Source organism: Spirosoma aerophilum (assembly GCF_054782495.1).
The window spans coordinates 222,339-239,521 of the sequence record NZ_BAAGSJ010000013.1; the positions used below are offsets into that span (position 1 = coordinate 222,339).

At 48.7% G+C, this 17,183-nt stretch carries 10 protein-coding genes; 3 read left to right on the forward strand and 7 right to left on the reverse strand.

Features of this window, described 5'->3' with window-relative positions; translation table 11 throughout:
• Positions 1-95: 95 nt before the first annotated feature.
• The 4 genes from tsaE to ACYVK4_RS12475 all read right to left on the reverse strand — a co-directional run bounded on the left by tsaE (position 96) and on the right by ACYVK4_RS12475 (position 7,805).
• On the reverse strand, positions 96-515 hold the full coding sequence (gene tsaE, locus ACYVK4_RS12460) for a tRNA (adenosine(37)-N6)-threonylcarbamoyltransferase complex ATPase subunit type 1 TsaE (RefSeq protein WP_461127842.1): 420 nt from the start codon (positions 513-515) through the stop codon (positions 96-98).
• Between the two features lie 187 nt (positions 516-702).
• The gene (locus tag ACYVK4_RS12465) at positions 703-2,415 is read right to left on the reverse strand and encodes a RagB/SusD family nutrient uptake outer membrane protein (RefSeq protein WP_461127843.1); all 1,713 of its coding nucleotides are present in this window, start codon (positions 2,413-2,415) and stop codon (positions 703-705) included.
• A gap of 93 nt (positions 2,416-2,508) precedes the next feature.
• A complete protein-coding gene (locus ACYVK4_RS12470; protein ID WP_461127844.1) occupies positions 2,509-5,847 on the reverse strand; it encodes a SusC/RagA family TonB-linked outer membrane protein in 3,339 nt (1,112 codons plus the stop codon).
• A gap of 200 nt (positions 5,848-6,047) precedes the next feature.
• The gene (locus tag ACYVK4_RS12475) at positions 6,048-7,805 is read right to left on the reverse strand and encodes a phospho-sugar mutase (protein WP_461127845.1); all 1,758 of its coding nucleotides are present in this window, start codon (positions 7,803-7,805) and stop codon (positions 6,048-6,050) included.
• Between the two features lie 334 nt (positions 7,806-8,139).
• On the opposite strand from ACYVK4_RS12475, the gene ACYVK4_RS12480 reads away from it, so the two are divergent.
• Positions 8,140-8,778, forward strand: coding sequence for a DUF2975 domain-containing protein (locus ACYVK4_RS12480; protein WP_461127846.1), 639 nt, complete (start codon positions 8,140-8,142; stop codon positions 8,776-8,778).
• A gap of 5 nt (positions 8,779-8,783) precedes the next feature.
• Positions 8,784-9,017, forward strand: a complete 234-nt coding sequence (locus tag ACYVK4_RS12485) for a helix-turn-helix domain-containing protein (RefSeq protein ID WP_461127847.1) — start codon at positions 8,784-8,786, stop codon at positions 9,015-9,017.
• A 7-nt stretch (positions 9,018-9,024) separates the two neighbouring features.
• Here ACYVK4_RS12485 and ACYVK4_RS12490 read toward each other — a convergent pair whose 3' ends face one another.
• Positions 9,025-10,326 carry a DUF4249 domain-containing protein gene (locus ACYVK4_RS12490; RefSeq protein ID WP_461127848.1) on the reverse strand — a complete coding sequence of 434 codons (1,302 nt, stop codon included), beginning with the start codon at positions 10,324-10,326 and terminating at the stop codon, positions 9,025-9,027.
• Positions 10,327-10,573: 247 nt separating this feature from the next.
• On the opposite strand from ACYVK4_RS12490, the gene ACYVK4_RS12495 reads away from it, so the two are divergent.
• Complete coding sequence (locus tag ACYVK4_RS12495; RefSeq protein WP_461127849.1) at positions 10,574-12,970, forward strand: TonB-dependent receptor; 2,397 nt, start codon at positions 10,574-10,576, stop codon at positions 12,968-12,970.
• A gap of 92 nt (positions 12,971-13,062) precedes the next feature.
• Here the strand turns inward: ACYVK4_RS12495 and ACYVK4_RS12500 are convergent, their stop codons facing one another.
• Together ACYVK4_RS12500 and ACYVK4_RS12505 are read right to left on the reverse strand one after the other, a co-directional pair.
• Positions 13,063-14,589 (reverse strand): 7TM diverse intracellular signaling domain-containing protein, encoded by a 1,527-nt coding sequence (locus tag ACYVK4_RS12500; protein WP_461129592.1) that lies wholly within the window; start codon positions 14,587-14,589, stop codon positions 13,063-13,065.
• A 565-nt stretch (positions 14,590-15,154) separates the two neighbouring features.
• Positions 15,155-17,149 (reverse strand): sensor histidine kinase, encoded by a 1,995-nt coding sequence (locus tag ACYVK4_RS12505; protein WP_461127850.1) that lies wholly within the window; start codon positions 17,147-17,149, stop codon positions 15,155-15,157.
• Positions 17,150-17,183 lie beyond the last annotated feature (34 nt).

The window sequence follows — 17,183 nt, forward strand, 5'->3', positions numbered from 1 at the left end:
CGTTGTCGTTCCAAGTTCAGGGTTCCATGTCCAATGTTTCATCTTCGCAAGCTTAAAATGGCTTGGCAGGAACCTGAAACCTGACACCTTTAGCATTAAATAATTTCCGCTTCTATTGTTCGACTGCCGTCTGCATCCACCGAAATATGAACCTGATAATAGGTAGTCGGCCAAAGGGATGAAATGCGCTCGGGCCATTCAATGAAACAGTAGCTGCCCGAATCCATATACTCCTCCAGGCCAATGTCCAGAGCTTCGGCCTCATTGCGAAGCCGGTAACAATCGAAATGATAGACCGAATGCCCTTCGTGGGTGGTATACTCATTAACAATCGAAAACGTTGGACTTTGAACCAGGCTTACCACACCCAGTGTCCGGCAGATTGCCTTGATGAGCGTGGTTTTTCCTGCTCCCATATCGCCTTCAAACAACCAAACCGACCGCTCCCGACCCGTTGCCAGCAGTTGGCGGGCTACCGTATCAAGTTCGTCTATGTGGTCAATATAAAGAATCATAGGACATTGTTCGTAACAGCTCGCAAAGATAGGGATTTTTGAGCGGTCCATTTGGGTTGAATGCCGACTTACTATCTACCAGGCCCATTACACAAAATAGGTGGTCGGGCAACAAGTGTAACTTGCTGCCCGACCACCTATGAAACAGTGCCTTTAAAGAAAGACAGCTGCAGTTGTTCTGGAAAGATTAGTAGTTCGGATTCTGCTTGAGTACGGGCTTTCCATTGATCGCGCTGTTGGTGATTTCGAGAAGCGGAATTGGGTAATACTCATGCTTCCCTTTTATGAATGTAGCTCCGGTAAAATATGGGCGTAACCGCGCTTCTCTCTGCATGTAAGCGTTTAACACCTGGTCCGCAATGCCCCACCGAACGAGGTCAAAAAAGCGATGTCCTTCCAGTGCCAGCTCCAGACGAGTTTCGAAACGGAGAGCGTTCCGGGCTATGGTGGCATCGGTCCATGGAGCTGTATACTCATTGATGACGTAATTGGCCGCGTTGGTGCCATCCGCTTTCTTTACAAAACCGTCGGGGTTCGCTGCCCGCTTCCGGACCTGGTTTACAAGTGCGCGGGCTGGTTCCAGATTACCCAGCTCAATTTCGCATTCGGCCAGCATCAGCAACACGTGTGCGTACCGGATTAGTCGGGTGTTGTTGGCATTCAGGCGTGAGTTGTTGGCAAAGGTGTTGGTGCCCACATCCGAGCGATAGAATAAGTGTTTTTTAGCGATGTATGGACCACCGTTGCCCTGATCGCGGATCCAGGGTTTACCCGGCATTAGCCCCCAGTCAAGAAAAGGGATATCCCGGCCCCCAACTGTCCAGTCTAAACGAGGGTCCAGATTACCGGTAAAGGCTGTAAATGGCTGATTTCCTTCTACGCCCTGGTCACTTGTTACGTCCGACTCGTTGAAATTAGTGAGCAGCGGCAGGCCATTTGCATTCGTTTTGTAGGCATTGACCAGGTTCTGCGAGGGCTGGAAGAAACCACAACAGGTAGTTGGCCCGGCATAGGGGTAGTTCAGGGTAGCCCCACTGTTTCCATTTTCGCCCCCGCCAGCCCCATCATTTACCGAGTTTTGGGCTTCCAGAATCGACTCTGCATTGTTGTTCATGGAAGCGCGGAAATTATCGTGATACCGCTCCATCAGCCTGTAGCGGCCACTATTGACAACGGCCGTTAGTAAGACCTTTGCATCGGCCCAGTTCTTCTGATACATTTCAGCTTTAGCAAGCGAAGCAGCAGCAGCCCATTTGGTAGCTCGGCCCGGTTGAGACTGGGTACTGGGCAGGTTATCGTAGGCAAACTTGAAATCTGCTTCAATATTGGGCCAGATGTCTTTATCATTCGGGATTTTGGTACTGTTCGGGTCTTCCGGATTATATATTTTTTCGTCCAGGTACGGCACCTGGTTAAACATCCGTTTGGCTTCGAAGTGATACCAGCCGCGCAGGAAACGAGCCTGTGCCCGAATCTGTATTTTCTCGGCATCGGTCAGGTCTGTTGCTTTGTCAACAACACGCAAGACGTCATTGGCTCGGGCTACTCCATCGTAAACGGTACGCCACTTACCCCGGAAGTGTGAATTATCAGATAATATATTTTTTATCTCGATAAACGTAATTTCCGGTTGGTCGCCGGAGGTTGACCCCTTATAGGCGTCATCTGAGGCTACACTGCCATAAATCCAGTTATCGGCCGAGCCATGCCATGAGGTGGCACCGGATCCAACACCGTCGAGCAAAGAGTAAGCACCAATAAGGAGGAAGTTGACGCCCGCCCGATTTTGTAATCCGCTTTCATCGAAGACAGCCGGGGGTTTTACGTCCAGAAATGTTTCTTTGCAGCCTGTCACCAATAAGGCTGTCAGTAATGCAGAAGTTAGAATTGTCTTTTTCATTAGAGTAAAATGAATGTATGACGAATGATGTACTGGAATGACCAGGCCCTTCAGGACATAGTCATCTTCGTGTTACATTGTGTTTTTCTTGGATTAAAAGCTTAAGCTCAGACCAACCAGCACCGTTCTGGCCACTGGATATAAGCCTTCGTCGACGCCAATCTGGCGATCCTGATTCTGGCCCGCTGTGGTGCCGGTGTTCCCCGAAACCGCGCCCTGGGAGTTACGCACGTTGATTTCGGGGTCCATACCTGTGTATTTGGTGAAGGTGAACAGGTTCTGTCCCTGAATGTACACCTGTGCGGCACTCATGCCCATTTTGTTCATCACCGTGCGCGGTAGGTTGTATAACAGTTGAATATTGCGCATACGCAGATAAGAACCGGATTCCAGGTAATAGGTCGATGGTACCGAACTTACGTTGTCGGCTGCCCGCACAATGGGGAGCATGGCATTCGAGTTGTCTGCACCCGGCCTCCATGATTGCTCGTACATACGCAGGCTGCGGTTACCGCCAAAGGTTGGGAAATCGGTCCAGTAGCGAACGTAGTTGAACAACTGGTTACCCTGAACCCCCTGGCCAAACAGCTGAAGGCCAAAGTTTTTATAATTGACATTGATGTTCAGACCGTAGCTGAAATCGGGGTGAGGTGAACCAATCACCCCGCGGTCGGCTGGGGTGATGAGCCCGTCACCGTTGAGGTCCCGATACCGAAACGTACCCGCTCCAACAACGCCGGTGCCGTTGGCCTGCCGATAGGTAACAACATCATTATAGCCTCTCCAGATGGGGCCGGATGCAGCCTGCTCGGGTGTGTTGTTGATACCGTCGATGGTGTAACCGTAAAAGGCCGAAATGGGATAACCTTCCTGGGTGACAGTCATAGCAGGCAGACGGGTAGCGAAGCCGAAATACTGGGTGTTTGGGTCGCCATTGGTAGTCAGTACCATGTTCCGATAGGTTGAGATATTACCGGACAGCGTGTAGGTCAGTTCATTGTTTAACGCTTTGCCGTTATACGACAGGTTGAGTTCAACGCCCCGGTTGCGAAACGAGGCAATGTTCCGGAAGGGGTTGGTGGCGTTACCTGCCGTAAAGGGTAGATCGACCGGGAAAAGAGCATCCGTAGTAACGCGGTTAAACCAGTCGAAGTTGACATCAACTTTACCTTTCAGCAGCGAAGCATCAAACCCGAAGTCGGTTTGGGTTGTGGTTTCCCACTTGGCCTGTGCGTTACCAAACTGAAATAGGTCGTAACCTTGCAAAGCCGACGTACGTGAGCCATTTAGGTCGTAAAAACTATTGGCCGGGCTGGTACCATAGAACGTGTAAGGGTTGAAGTTACCGATTTCCTGGTTACCCGTTTGACCCCAGCTTGCCCGAAGTTTCAGGTCATTAAGCCAGCCCGATGTCGAATTTTTCAGAAATTTTTCTTCCGAAAGGCGCCATCCTGCTGATATAGCCGGGAAATAAGCGATGCGATAATCGGAGGCAAAACGCGACGACCGGTCACGGCGCAGCGTACCGCTCAGCAGGTATTTTTCATCGAACGACAGGTTTGCTACGGCAAATTCAGACGCTAAGCGCCAGTATGTTGCGCTACCATCGTTGGTTTGTGTTCCGGCATTACCGGCGGCCAGATACTGGTTGTTGATGTCGTCGGAAGCAAACCGGCTCCGAACGGCGTTCACAAATTCGTAATAGTTTTTGATCGACTCTGTTCCCAGAATGGCACTCACCCGAAGTTTATTAAATAGGGTTGTGTTATAGCTCAGTGTGTTGGTCCAGGTCCAGGTTGCTTCGTAATCGTTACGGGTTTGCAACTGGTTGGTGCCGGCTGATTCTGACGATTCAAAATCGCGTGGGGTGTATACGCGAACGTTGAACAGGTTGTAGTCGATACCGAAGCTTGTGCGGGCCGTCAGGTTTTTGGCCAGATCCAGTTCTGCATATGCATTGCCAAACAATCTAATTTCTTTGTTGATATTTGTTCGGTTGCGATATAGATCGGCCACCGGGTTACGGGCATTATCGAGGTCACCGCCTTTGGTTCCGGCAAAGTTTCCGGCAATATCATAGACCGGAACAATTGGCTGAATCCGATAGGCAAACGAAACGGCGTTGCTCTCACTCTGATTGCTGGCAATACCGCGGGTCGAGAAGGGACCACCAATACGTTCGGCATAGGCTACCTGAATGTTTTCGCCGATGCGAACACGTTTGTTGACATTAAATTCAGTGTTGGCACGGGCTGAGTAGCGTTTGTAGCCTGTGTACTTCATGATGCCTTCCTGGTTGAAGTAGTTAAGGGAGATGGCGTAACGTCCCCCTTCTGTACCACCCGAGACTCCTAACTGGTGATTCTGGATAGCGGCAGGGTTGAAAATCTCCTCCATCCAGTTTGTGCCTTCTTTGTTGGCCTTGGTAATCAGCCATTTACTCCGGCGGAAATCTGACGCATCAATGTCAGTCGAATAGTTGGCGGGGTTAATACGTGGGTCGCCTTCCATAGCCCCATCCGGGAAAATATAATCCGGGATTACCGGGCGTGGGCCATTGCCAAACTGAGCATTTCGTGGGTTGCCGTTGACCAGTACACCCGAGTTAATGCGCGATTCCCACCATAGGTCTGCATACTGCTGGGTATTGAGCAGGTCGAGGAGTTTACCGCGTTTTTGTGTACCATAATAGGCGTCGTAAGTTAGTTTGGGCTTACCGGCTTTCCCTTTTTTTGTCGTGATGATAACCACGCCATTACCGGCGCGGGCACCATATTGGGAAGCTGCTGCAGCATCTTTCAGTACTTGAAGTGATTCAATATCGTTTTGGTTGATGGTATTCAAGTTTCCTTTTGTGGGTACTCCGTCAATGATATATAAGGGTGAATTATCGTTGAGTGTACCGAAGCCCCTGATACGAACGATAACTCCGCCACCGGGTGAGTTTTCGTTACCAACCGAAACGCCAGCTACACGACCCTGGAGAGCCTGAGCCACGTTGGTGGCGGGAACGGATAATAATTCCCGTGTGCTTACTGTGGCGATTGCTCCGGTTATGTCTCGCTTGGACTGGGCACCGTAACCTGTTACTACCACTTCATTCAGGGTTTTGATATCGGCAACCAGTGCAACGTTCACTTCACTTCTATTGCCAATTGTAACATCCTGGGATGTAAATCCTATGGCTGAGATGGTCAGCACATTCTGCCTGGCGGGTACAGTAATTGTGTATTGTCCATTGGCATCGGTAACCATACCGGTTTGAGTGCCCTTAATGACAACGTTGGCACCAGGCAGGGGGCTGTTTTCTGCACCATCTGTAATTCGGCCGGTAATCCGGCGATCCTGAGCGATGATAGTCCCTATGCATACGAACCAACTGAGCAAAAGCAGCAAGGGTATGCGGTAAACTTTTGGGTACGCATTTTTCATGATAAACTGATTAGATTAGAAAGGTGATGAGTGATTTTTGCAATGAGTATTAATACTCATTGCAAATAAAAATGCTTTTAATCTAATTTTAATCAGTTTTTGGAGAATATTTTTATTTAAACTACGTATAGTGCTGAAAAAGCCCCTCAATTGGTGTTGAGGGGCTTTAATTACTTAGTTAGAAATTGAGTAATTCTGTTTTAATTTAAGTTTAGCTCGTCAATGACGCGCTGTACTTTCGCCTTTAGCTGAGCGTACGTATCATCAAAGGCTTCTTTGCTTTCAAGTGGCTCGACCACACTAACATAAAACTTGATTTTAGGCTCAGTACCCGACGGACGCGCCGATACTTTAGTGCCGTCTTCCGTAAAGAATTGGAGCACGTTCGATGATTCAATTCCCATCTTGCCCGCTTCAATAACCGATGTTTGTCCTGTCGATGGGTCAAGCCGGCTGAGTGCTTTATAATCATCAACCCGCACAACGGCCGAACCGGCGATGGATTTAGGTGGGTTGGCCCGGAAGTCGGCCATCATCTGCTGAATTTCTTCGGCACCCGATTTTCCCTTTTTCGTGAGCGACACCAGGGCTTCGTAGTAAAAGCCATTTTCCTGATACATCGCCATCAGCATGTCGAACAGGCTCTTGCCCTGATCTTTGGCATAGGCCGTCAGTTCGGCGATAATGGCGCAGGAAGCAATGGCATCTTTATCTCGAACGAAATCGCCGATGAGATAGCCATAGCTCTCTTCGCCACCGCCGATGAATTTCTCCTTGCCTTCCAGCTCACGAATGACTTCGGCAATGTATTTAAAGCCCGTCAGGGTATTGTAACAATTCACCCCATAGCGTTCGCACATCTTGTCGATGAGGTCGGTGGTGACGATGGTTTTGGCCACAAACTCTTTGCCTGTCAGTTTGCCTGCATCTTTCCAGGCATTGAGCAGGTAATAAATGATCAGGCTGGCCATCTGGTTGCCATTCAGCAACTCGAATTCGCCGTGGTGATTGCGGGCTCCGGCACCCACGCGGTCGGCGTCGGGGTCGGTGGCCATCACGAGGTCGGCGTTGATGGAGTTGGCCAGATCGAGAGCCAGTTGCATGGCGGCCCGCTCTTCAGGGTTTGGCGATTTCACCGTGGGGAAGTTGCCATCGGGAGTTGCCTGCTGCTCAACGATATGCACGTTGTTGAAGCCAAGTGCATCCAGTACGCGGGGTACGAGCGTTATGCCCGTTCCGTGAATAGGCGTATACACGATGTTCAGATCGGCCTGGCGCTTGATAACATCCGGGTTTACGGCATTGGATTTTACCCGCTCCACATAAGGCGCGTCAATTTCCTCGTCGATCATGTGGATTTTTTCGGCCACACCCTCAAATTTAATATCATCGACGGAGGTGATCTTGTTCACCTCGGCAATAATGGCTTTGTCATGGGGGGCCACCACCTGACCGCCATCGTTCCAGTATACTTTGTAGCCGTTGTATTCGGGTGGGTTGTGCGAGGCCGTCACGACAATACCGCTCTGGCAGCCCAGTTGACGAATGGCAAACGAAAGCTCGGGTGTTGGCCGTAAGCTGCTGAAAAGGTACACCTTAATGCCGTTGGCCGAAAAAATATCGGCAACCAGCCGGGCAAACTCCGGGCTCATCCGGCGACTGTCGTGTGCGATGGCGACACTGATGTCTTCGCCTGGAAACGCGGCATTGATGTAATTGGACAGCCCCTGTGTGGCGGCACCAACGGTGTAGCGGTTCATGCGGTTTGAGCCAACGCCCAAAACGCCCCGCAGGCCACCCGTTCCAAACTCAAGATCGCGGTAGAACGAGTCGGTGAGTTCGGTAATGTTGCCTGAGTCGATCAGGTGTTGAATCGATTCTTTTGTTGCGGCATCGTAGTTGCCACTGAGCCACTGATCAACGCGTTGCTGAGTAGGGGAGTCAAGGGAAGTAGTCATCGTATGTTTACCGGACTGGAATTAGATGTGAGTAACGTTCATTGTTGCGTTACAAAAGAAAATTATTTTGCCAATACATTAACAACAATATTAATAAAATCAGGAACTGATGTAACAAGGAGTTACTCGTCTGCTTGCTGATTATAAATAACGTTGTCGACTGTTTTAAGCTAGTTAGTGTTTGCCGGTCAAAATTACAATTATACCACTACGCTGCAAACACATAGAATAGATAACATATTATTGAGAATAATACTTTCGATATACAGCAATTATTTATTGATAAACAATAAATAATTGCTGTTATTTGTAAGGCACATTAACCTTTATCATTATGTATGTATCTTACGTTAAGCTGTTGAAATTCGTTGTGGCGTTTATTTATTATGCCAGCCTGTGTCTGATTGTAGCAGGGTTAATTACTATGATCTACATTTATTTTTGGCCGCTCGAACAGTATAAATTGTTCGTAACCGTGCCTATTCGATTAGGAGAGGAGGTGGTCTATGGGGATAAAGGCTTTGTGGTTACGACGAACAGTTTATATCAGTCTTCACTTAGTTTTATATATTTTAATACACCGTTTATTCAGGATAATGCCGGTCTGTATTGGAAAACTGTCAGTGGATATTTCTTGGGTGTAATCATCATTACGATGATGTTGCACCAGGTAAAACGAATTGTGGACACGATTAGCACAGCTAATGTATTTAGCCGTTCCAATGTGCTGCGGATTCGCAGGTTAGGGGGGCTTTTATTACTCGATAACTTAGTAGACCCCTTACGATGGCTATGGATAAAGGACGATGTTATTACATTACTGAAAAAACATTACGTTGCCTTTGAACTTGGAAGCTACGGAATACTGGCATTTCTGACTACCAGCTTTTTTATTGGCTTTTTATTATTCGGCCTAGCCGAAGTATTCCGTTCCGGGTTATATCTTAAAGAGGAACAGGAGTTAACTGTCTAACTACCATGCCGATAGTTGTAAACGTAGACGTTATGATGGCCCGACGGAAAATGTCGCTGACCGAACTGGCCGAAAAGGTAGATCTGACATTAGCCAATCTATCTATCCTAAAAACAGGAAAAGCCAAAGCCATTCGTTTTGGTACCCTGGAGGCCCTATGCCGGGCGTTGGACTGCCAGCCGGGCGACTTGCTGGAATATGTGCCTCAAACGGAAAGTCGTCAACTGGATTCAGTATGATCGAATTTTACTCTTGCCAGCCATCGGGCTTATAGGGTGTTCGGCTATCGCTGGGAACACAGATCGCCGTGACGGGTCGGGGAGGTCCACCCCAGATGCGGATGTTCGGATACGGATAGGTGGGTTCGGGGATGGGTTGTCGCTGATTGAGCGAATAAAACAACTCCGAACCCGTTAATATCGATTTGCCCACCGGGTCGGTCTGGCCATAGGGGAGACCAACGACATCATTCCGGTCGAGCCAATACCGGACGCTTGACACTGCTGAGGCCGTAAAATAACCCACCACGGACTCTCGCTGATTATTCATATTCCTGATATTGCCAACCACCGCCGATGGGGGAGAATCGGCCAGTCCATTCACGTTTTGGGTCTGGTTCTGGAATTTGCTGAAAAACGAATAAGCCGTTTGGGGTAAGGATAGCTGCCGAATTTCGACCAGAGCAGCTGTGCTGTCGTAATAAGGAATCTGAGCTATTTTTCGATTGGTGATCTGCCCGCCATTGCTGTATTGATCGTCGAACACGTTGAGGGCTGAGCTGTAAATAATCTCCCAGCACTGCGTTCGGCAAGGGTAGTCATAGACAAATAGACCACTGGGTATTGGAGGCTGGGCTGCATCAACATTTTTTATCGGGACGAAACAGTTTTCAAACGGTTCGCTGCCTGACACGTAAAAAATTCTGTCTTTATATACGTTACCCGGAATGGTATTAACGGCGTAGACGCCCTGCTGGCAACTTCGGCACCAATTCTGTTTTTCGTAAAGTTTCCATTCCCATCGGTAGTAATTGTGTTGATTGCCAGGGTCATTCCAGTCGATGGAAATGTCGTGCCCACCCCGGTAGCCACCGGGCAATTGTTGTTCGACGGGCAGACTTGCAGAATTGAATTTAGCTGTAACCCGGCTGATGGGCGGTACCGGCTGCATAATTTGCCGAGTTGACATATACGGAGTGCCATCTGAAAGGGTAAACCGTAATTGATACGCATGGCCAACCTGCCCTTTAAAATCGGTGGGTAATTGGTACGTGCCGTCAACGGTTTCGTGGCAGGCTATGCGTTGCGTTGAATCAACAAGTACCTCGACGGCGGCTTTGGTGATGGGCGTAGTCCCGAAACGGCCGGTCAGGGGGTCAGATTTGGAGCGATTTAAACGGATTAGCTGCGGTTCAGGAAGGTTCGTAATGGTGCCGTCAACGACCAGAATATCGACCGATTCAGAGAGGGTCAGATCAAGAGGGTCCACACAGGCTGTCAATAAAATTGCCATGAGTAAGCTACCGAAGGCAAAACGTAAGGAACGCATAGAATCTCAAAAGAGTAATTTAGCCAGTGTATTTTGAAAATCATTAGGTCGGCCTTCACTACCAGAATGCCAAATTGGTTTCAATATACTTGTAGGCAGGTAGATATAGTATAGATACGTTTTATACTATATACTCAACGTATACAATGGTAGCTGGCAGGGTTTTGATATAGTACTGTGTTTAGGCTAACTAAAGCCTGCAGAACTATGTTAAGATGGGCTGGCCAGACCTTTGTATTTTCTTTTCATGAACCGACTTTTACTCACTGCCTGGTTCCTCTTATTGGCGGGCCCTCTTGTTCGTGCTCAACTAATATATACGCTTTCGGGAACCGTTCGGGATTCATCGACGCGGCAACCCCTTGTTCGGGCCGCTATAGTGATCGACTACGAAAAGTCAACAACTGGTACGTATACCGATACGGAGGGTAATTTCTCCATTAAAATCCAATCCGGGCAGCATGTGCTGGTTGTCCGGAATGTTGGTTTTGTTCCCTTCAGGAAAACGATCTACATTCGGGGCAATACCACGCTTGATGTTGGGCTACCCTCCGTCGCCAGTCAGTTAGAGGAGGTCGTCGTAACGAGTAAAGGCTACGATCGCAACATTCGGCAGTCGCTGCTGGGCGTAAGCCAGATCAATATGGCGACTCTCCGAAAAATGCCTGCCGCTCTGGGTGAGACCGACATTCTGCGGAGCCTGCAAATGCTGCCGGGCGTGACGAGCGTTGGGGAAGCGGCCAATGGGGTGAACATTCGGGGCGGTACGACCGACCAAAACCTGATCCTGCTCGACGATACGCCGATTTTCAACCCAACGCATATGTTCGGACTGTTTTCGGTTTTCCCCCCTGATGCCGTAAGTGGCCTGGATCTCTATAAGGGCAATGTACCTGCCCGCTATGGCGGACGAGCGGCCTCGGTACTGGACATCAGCCTGCGCAATCCCGATCTCAATCAGTTTCAGCTGAGCGGTGGAGTGAGTCTGGTCGCCAATCGACTCACCGTTGAGACGCCGATTGTGACAGGTAAACTGGCCTTGCTGGTATCGGGTAGGGGAGCGTTCAATGACTTTTTGCTACGCGCCGTTTCGCCCCGGTTTGAGAATATCCGGGCCAAGTTCGGCGATGGTACGGCCAAACTTTTCTGGCGGATCAACGATAAGAATACGGTTACAGCTATGGGCTATTATAGCCAGGATCTGTTCCAGACCAATCTGCTGGGCACTTTAGCCAATGTCAATGCGGTGAATACTCAATACGCCCAGCAAACGGCCAACGGCATGGTGCGCTGGTTTCATGCGGTCAACGACCGGGTGAACATTCAAACCACCGCCCTGGTGGCTCAGTACATTCCCCGCATTCTATCGACCGAAGACAGCACCAATAACAAAGTAATCCTGAAGCAATCGCTGCTGCAGCGGCAAATCAAGTCGAACCTGAATTATCAGCTCGATAATCAGAAGATTGAGGTGGGCATCAGCGGCACCCATTACCGGCTCAACCCCGGCGAGTTGATTCCGGGAAGTAGTCTGGCCGTCAACTACCAGAAAACACCCATTGAGAACGCGCTGGAATTTGCCGTCCATGCCGAAGACGAGCTTAGTTTGTCGGAAAAAATGGCCGTGTCGGCCGGGTTGCGGTACTCGCATTTCCTGGATCTGGGACCTTCTGTGGTACGTCGGTATTCGAACGGCGAAGTGCCCGATGCCACGACGGTGGTGGATTCGACGGTGTTTGGCCCCGGTCAGGTAAGTAAGCAATATGGCGGACTGGAGCCCCGCTTAGGGCTGCGGTATGCCCTGACGCCCAATTCGTCCATTAAGCTGGGTTACAACCTGATGCGGCAGTATTTGCAGGTAATCACCAACACCACTACGCCTTTGCCTACGTCCCGCTGGAAAACATCCGATGCCCACATTCAACCGCAGGTGAGTCAGTTATGGTCGGCGGGGTATTTTCGGAATTCGAAGAACAATATTTTCGAACTGTCGGCGGAAGTGTACTGGCGGAGTACGCAGCATATTCTGGATTATAAGCCGGGAGCTGATTTCCTGCTGCAACAATACCCCGAAACGCAACTGCTGCCGGGCAGAAGCAAAGCCTATGGATTGGAATTGATGGTGTCCAGGAAAAAAGGCGAGCTAACGGGTTGGATCAACTACACCTACGCCCGAACACTGAACCAGGTAAACGAAGGGGTTGATTTTCAGCAGCAGATTAACGGAGGCAACTGGTACCGGGCTAATTACGACCGGCCGCACAGCCTGAATATGAGCCTGACTATCAATCAGGGCCGAACCCATAGTTTTTCGTTCAATTTTGCTTACAGCAGCGGGCGGCCTTATACAGCGCCGGAAGGATTCATTCGGTATCAGGGTCGCACGTATCCGTATTATGACGAACGGAATCAGTATCGGCTGCCCGATTACCACCGGCTCGATTTTGCCTGGAATATCTATCGGCCGAGTCTGAAGAACCGGCGGTGGCAGGGCCACTGGACCTTTACGGTTTACAATATCTACGGTCGAAAAAATGTGTATTCGATCTTTTACCGCACCGAAGGGCAGGCCACGAACCCCTACCGACTCAGCATATTTGGCGCGCCCATTCCGAGTTTGACGTACAATTTCGATTTCAGGTGAAATAACGTTATTCCTGGAGTCAATTGATTAGCTGGCATGCTTATACTTGCCTACCTGCCGTGCTTTTTCTGCCCTTAGCCTGCGACCTGATGCTATGGCGTACGGTGTGTTGGCAATGTCACGATAAATTCAGTGAAGAGAAATGTTTCAGTCAGCACGTTCAGCGTCCCCCCGTGCCCTTTGGTGATGATGTCATAACTCAAACTCAGCCCCAGGCCCGTGCCCTCGCCCGTGGGCTTAGTAGTGAAGAAAGGTTGGAAGATCTTGGCCCGAATGGTATCAGGAATCCCAATGCCATTATCGTGCACACGAATAACCAGCCGCCCCGGCTCTTGCCGGGTACTCACCCTGACGCTGGGTTGGTAGTCCGGCTCGGCCAGTTTGACTCGCTGCTGGACGGCATAAAAAGCGTTGTTGTACAGATTCAGCAACACTCGTCCAAGCTCCTGAGGGACTACGTTTACCAGGCTCAAGTTAGGATCGAATTCGGTTTTGAGGTCAGCGCTAAAATCCTTGCTCTTGGCCCGGAGCCCGTGATATGCCAGTCTTAAGTACTCATCGGCCAGCGCGTTGAGGTCGGTGGGGGCTTTCTCGCCCGTGCTGGTGCGGCTATGTTCGAGCATGCCCCGTACAATGCTGCTGGCTCGCTGGCCGTGGTGGGTAATCTTTTCCAGGTTTTGTTTGAGGTCCCCTAAAATTTCGGATTCGAGTTCGATGTCCCGATTGGGCTTTTGCTGCTCATCTTCGAGTTCGGTGACCAGCTCGGTGCTTACTTCGGAGAAGTTGTTAACGAAGTTGAGCGGGTTCTGTATCTCGTGGGCGATGCCTGCCGTCAGCTCGCCCAGGCTGGCTAGTTTTTCTTTTTGAATGAGCTGGGCCTGGGAGGCTCGTAGCTCGGCGGTGCGCTGTTCGACTTTTTCTTCCAGCACCCGGTTCTGCGACTCAACGAGTTGTTCGTTTTCTTTGGTTAGCCGTAGCTGTTGCTGGATGGCTTCGTCCTGGTGCTTTTTGAGCAGGTTGACTTTGTAGGTAAGGCCAAAGGTAAATAATAGAATTTCCAGAGCTGATGCTATCGGAGCACTATTGAGGGACCAAAATGTTAACGGAATTGTCAAGGTTACACAAACAATTTGTACTAAAGAAATCAGGTAATAAGTTATCGCGCCGAAGAGAAAATACCAGGCCGGGTTAAAATTCTGACGAATAGCAAGGATGCTCATGACGAGGCTGTAAAGAACTTGGATTAACCCCAGGCCCAGATTTATACCCCAGTTTGGGGAGTAAATAGAGTAGATTAGTGATCCAACCATAAAGACTAGTATGAAGATACTCGCTCGATACATGCCCTGTGATCGCTGGCGGACTTGTAAAAAATGAATCGCGAAGCCCATATATAATATAGGAGCTAAACCAAAAAGGTTAATCAAGTAAATGAATAAGAGCTTGTATAAAGGGAGCGACCATTCGGCTAATAGCCCAAAGGAGATAGCAGTGGTGATCGAAAGTATTAATATCCAGACCGTATACAGCAGGCTTTCCCATTCCCGTAGGCGAACAAACAAGGATAAACTGTAAAGGCTGATGAGCAATACTAAGCCGTAATAGAGGCCAAAAAACATATCTTGATGGTGCAGACTTACCAGTAGCCTATCAGTAGTGGCAACAGCAACAAACGTTATGGTTGAGTAATACTCACCGCTTATTTTTATATAAAGAGTGCACCGCTTGTTGGGCACTTTATGCAAGGCATAGGCCCGCCTGTGTTGTAGATGCCCATTGGCCGTATCTGTAATTCCATCCCTATAATGAATGGTTTGCAGAAGTCGGCCGTCGGCTATCTGGTAAACAACATTAGGTACAATGAGAGGTATATCCGACCATAAATATAATTGAGCGTTCAGTTGATTAATCAGCTCAATACGGAGCCAATACTCATGATTTCCGTTTGGGTATTGGCCCGAATTCTGCGCATGAAAGCGGTAATGGTCAGGATGTTGAAGTAAAGAGTCTATGGTGACTGAACCGGGCTGGACTTCGAGTACAGTGCTCAGATGAAAAGGGTAATAAGTCTGGTCGGGGTCGCTAATCACAACCCGCTGGGCATAAGAAACCAGGCTTAGCAGATTGAGTACTAGAAAAAGTATTAGTGATTTTATCAAAAATGGTGGGTTGTATGGATACTCATTAACAAGGCAATTGAATCACAAACTCGGTTCCTTCACCCTCTTTACTTTCCACCGACATCGTGCCGCTGTGGCCTTTGGTCACAATATCATAACTGAGCGATAGACCGAGCCCTGTACCCTCACCGGTGGGCTTGGTGGTGAAAAAGGGCTGAAAAATTTTTGCTTTTACCGATTCGGGAATGCCCGTTCCGTTGTCTTTTATCCGAATCTCGACTGATCTTTCCAGTCGGTGAGTGCTGACCCAAACGGTGGGTACATACGTTTCGTCGGCTGCTACAGTCATTGTTCGCTTGCTGAGCGCATAAAAGGCGTTATTAAACAGGTTCAGCAACACCCGGCCCAACTCCTGGGGCATAACCTCAATGGCTCCTAAACGAGCGTCAAAGTTCGTCACCAGTTCATAGTTGAGGTCTTTGTTCCGTGCTCTGTTACCGTGGTAAGACAGTCGGAGGTATTCCTCGGCCAGGGCATTGAGCTCGGTGGGGCGTCGCTCGCCGGTGGAGGTGCGGGAGTGTTCGAGCATGCCCCGCACGATGCTGCTGGCTCGCTGACCATGGTGGTTAATCTTTTGGAGGTTTTGTTTAAGATCGCCCAGCAGCTCGGCTTCAAGGTCGGCATCACGATGTGGCTTCTGTAGTTCATCTTCCAGCTCAGTGACAAGTTCGGTGCTCACTTCGGAGAAGTTGTTGACGAAGTTGAGGGGGTTCTGGATCTCGTGGGCGATACCGGCCGTGAGTTCCCCTAAACTCGCCATTTTCTCTTTCTGGATCAGTTGGGTCTGGGTGGATTTGAGTTCGGTAAGGGCTTTTTCCGCTTTATCCCGTTGTAGATCTATTTCCTGTTTCTGACGGTGAAGTAGTTGGTTTGCTTTGTGTTTATTTTTGTTGTTCCGATAAAGCAGGAGCGCTAAAATAGAAAGCCCTACCAATACGCCCAAAAGCACATAAATTTTAACTTTATTTTCAAATTCAGATTGGTGAGCTTCAATTCTTCTTTTTGTGCTTTTTTCCCGTTCCTGCTCTTCAAAGGCGAGATTATCTAACTGTCTTATTCTATCCTGACTGAAAAGGCTATCTTTTGTTGCATTGGCCAGTAGAAGATATTGGAGTGATTTAGCTGGATTTTCTTTTCTGTACAAGTCACAAAGCAAGGTCAGCGTTTCAATCAGTTGAAAATTAGTTTTTGCAATTTGCATGGCGTCCAAGGATCTTTTAGCATATATTTTTGCTGAATCCGGTTGATTTTTGTCTTTGAAAATTAAAGCCATGTAGCGATCGCAAAAACCCGGTTCTTCTTGATAAGCTGTTGACGCAATGGCTTGACGAAAATAACTTATAGCCGTGTCAAGCTTCCCCATTTTGTGATAGACTCGCCCAATATGCCTTAAATGTTGAATAGGGCTGTATGGGGCACTTTTGGACTTTTGGGCATGTTGGTAGCTTTTATTGATGTAAAAAAGAGCGGAATCCAACTTATCTTTTTTGTTAATGTAATTAAGGCCAATATTTATATCCGGGCTTAAATCCTCGGATACCCCTTCTTTTTCTATCAAATTTTTTACCTGAAAATAATAGGGCAACCCTTTCTCACTATCAAATTTGCTATACGCATAACCTAAGCAAAATAAAGCAGTCGCTAATCCTTTTTTGTCTTTGCTTAGTTCCGCTGCCCGCTTAGTGTCAATTATAACAGGTATAGCTCTATAATACTCTTGATGTGCTAAAGCATAACCCAGTTGATTACCACAACGTATAATTCCATTGTTATACCGAATTCGCTTGGCGAGATTAAAGCCTTGCCAGCCGAACTCAATCATTTCTTTATTATAGTTATTCGTAACGGGTACGGCATTCATTAATTTTTCATAAATCAAGACACGCATCGTGTCGCTGGTGGTACGGGTGAGTTCAAGTTTCAGGCTGTCCAGTTGTTTGGACTGCCCAAAAGAGAACCGGCATGTGAGGAGGCAAAGGGATAACAGGAGAATTTTCATGGTTTTAGGGCATTCCTTTAGGATACATCGAATC

Coding starts and splice junctions, on each gene's coding strand:
- tsaE (WP_461127842.1), bottom strand. CDS start 515: ATGATTCTTTATATTGACCACATAGACGAACTTGATACGGTAGCCCGC.
- ACYVK4_RS12465 (WP_461127843.1), bottom strand. CDS start 2,415: ATGAAAAAGACAATTCTAACTTCTGCATTACTGACAGCCTTATTGGTG.
- ACYVK4_RS12470 (WP_461127844.1), bottom strand. CDS start 5,847: ATGAAAAATGCGTACCCAAAAGTTTACCGCATACCCTTGCTGCTTTTG.
- ACYVK4_RS12475 (WP_461127845.1), bottom strand. CDS start 7,805: ATGACTACTTCCCTTGACTCCCCTACTCAGCAACGCGTTGATCAGTGG.
- ACYVK4_RS12480 (WP_461127846.1), top strand. CDS start 8,140: ATGTATGTATCTTACGTTAAGCTGTTGAAATTCGTTGTGGCGTTTATT.
- ACYVK4_RS12485 (WP_461127847.1), top strand. CDS start 8,784: ATGCCGATAGTTGTAAACGTAGACGTTATGATGGCCCGACGGAAAATG.
- ACYVK4_RS12490 (WP_461127848.1), bottom strand. CDS start 10,326: ATGCGTTCCTTACGTTTTGCCTTCGGTAGCTTACTCATGGCAATTTTA.
- ACYVK4_RS12495 (WP_461127849.1), top strand. CDS start 10,574: ATGAACCGACTTTTACTCACTGCCTGGTTCCTCTTATTGGCGGGCCCT.
- ACYVK4_RS12500 (WP_461129592.1), bottom strand. CDS start 14,589: ATGTTTTTTGGCCTCTATTACGGCTTAGTATTGCTCATCAGCCTTTAC.
- ACYVK4_RS12505 (WP_461127850.1), bottom strand. CDS start 17,149: ATGAAAATTCTCCTGTTATCCCTTTGCCTCCTCACATGCCGGTTCTCT.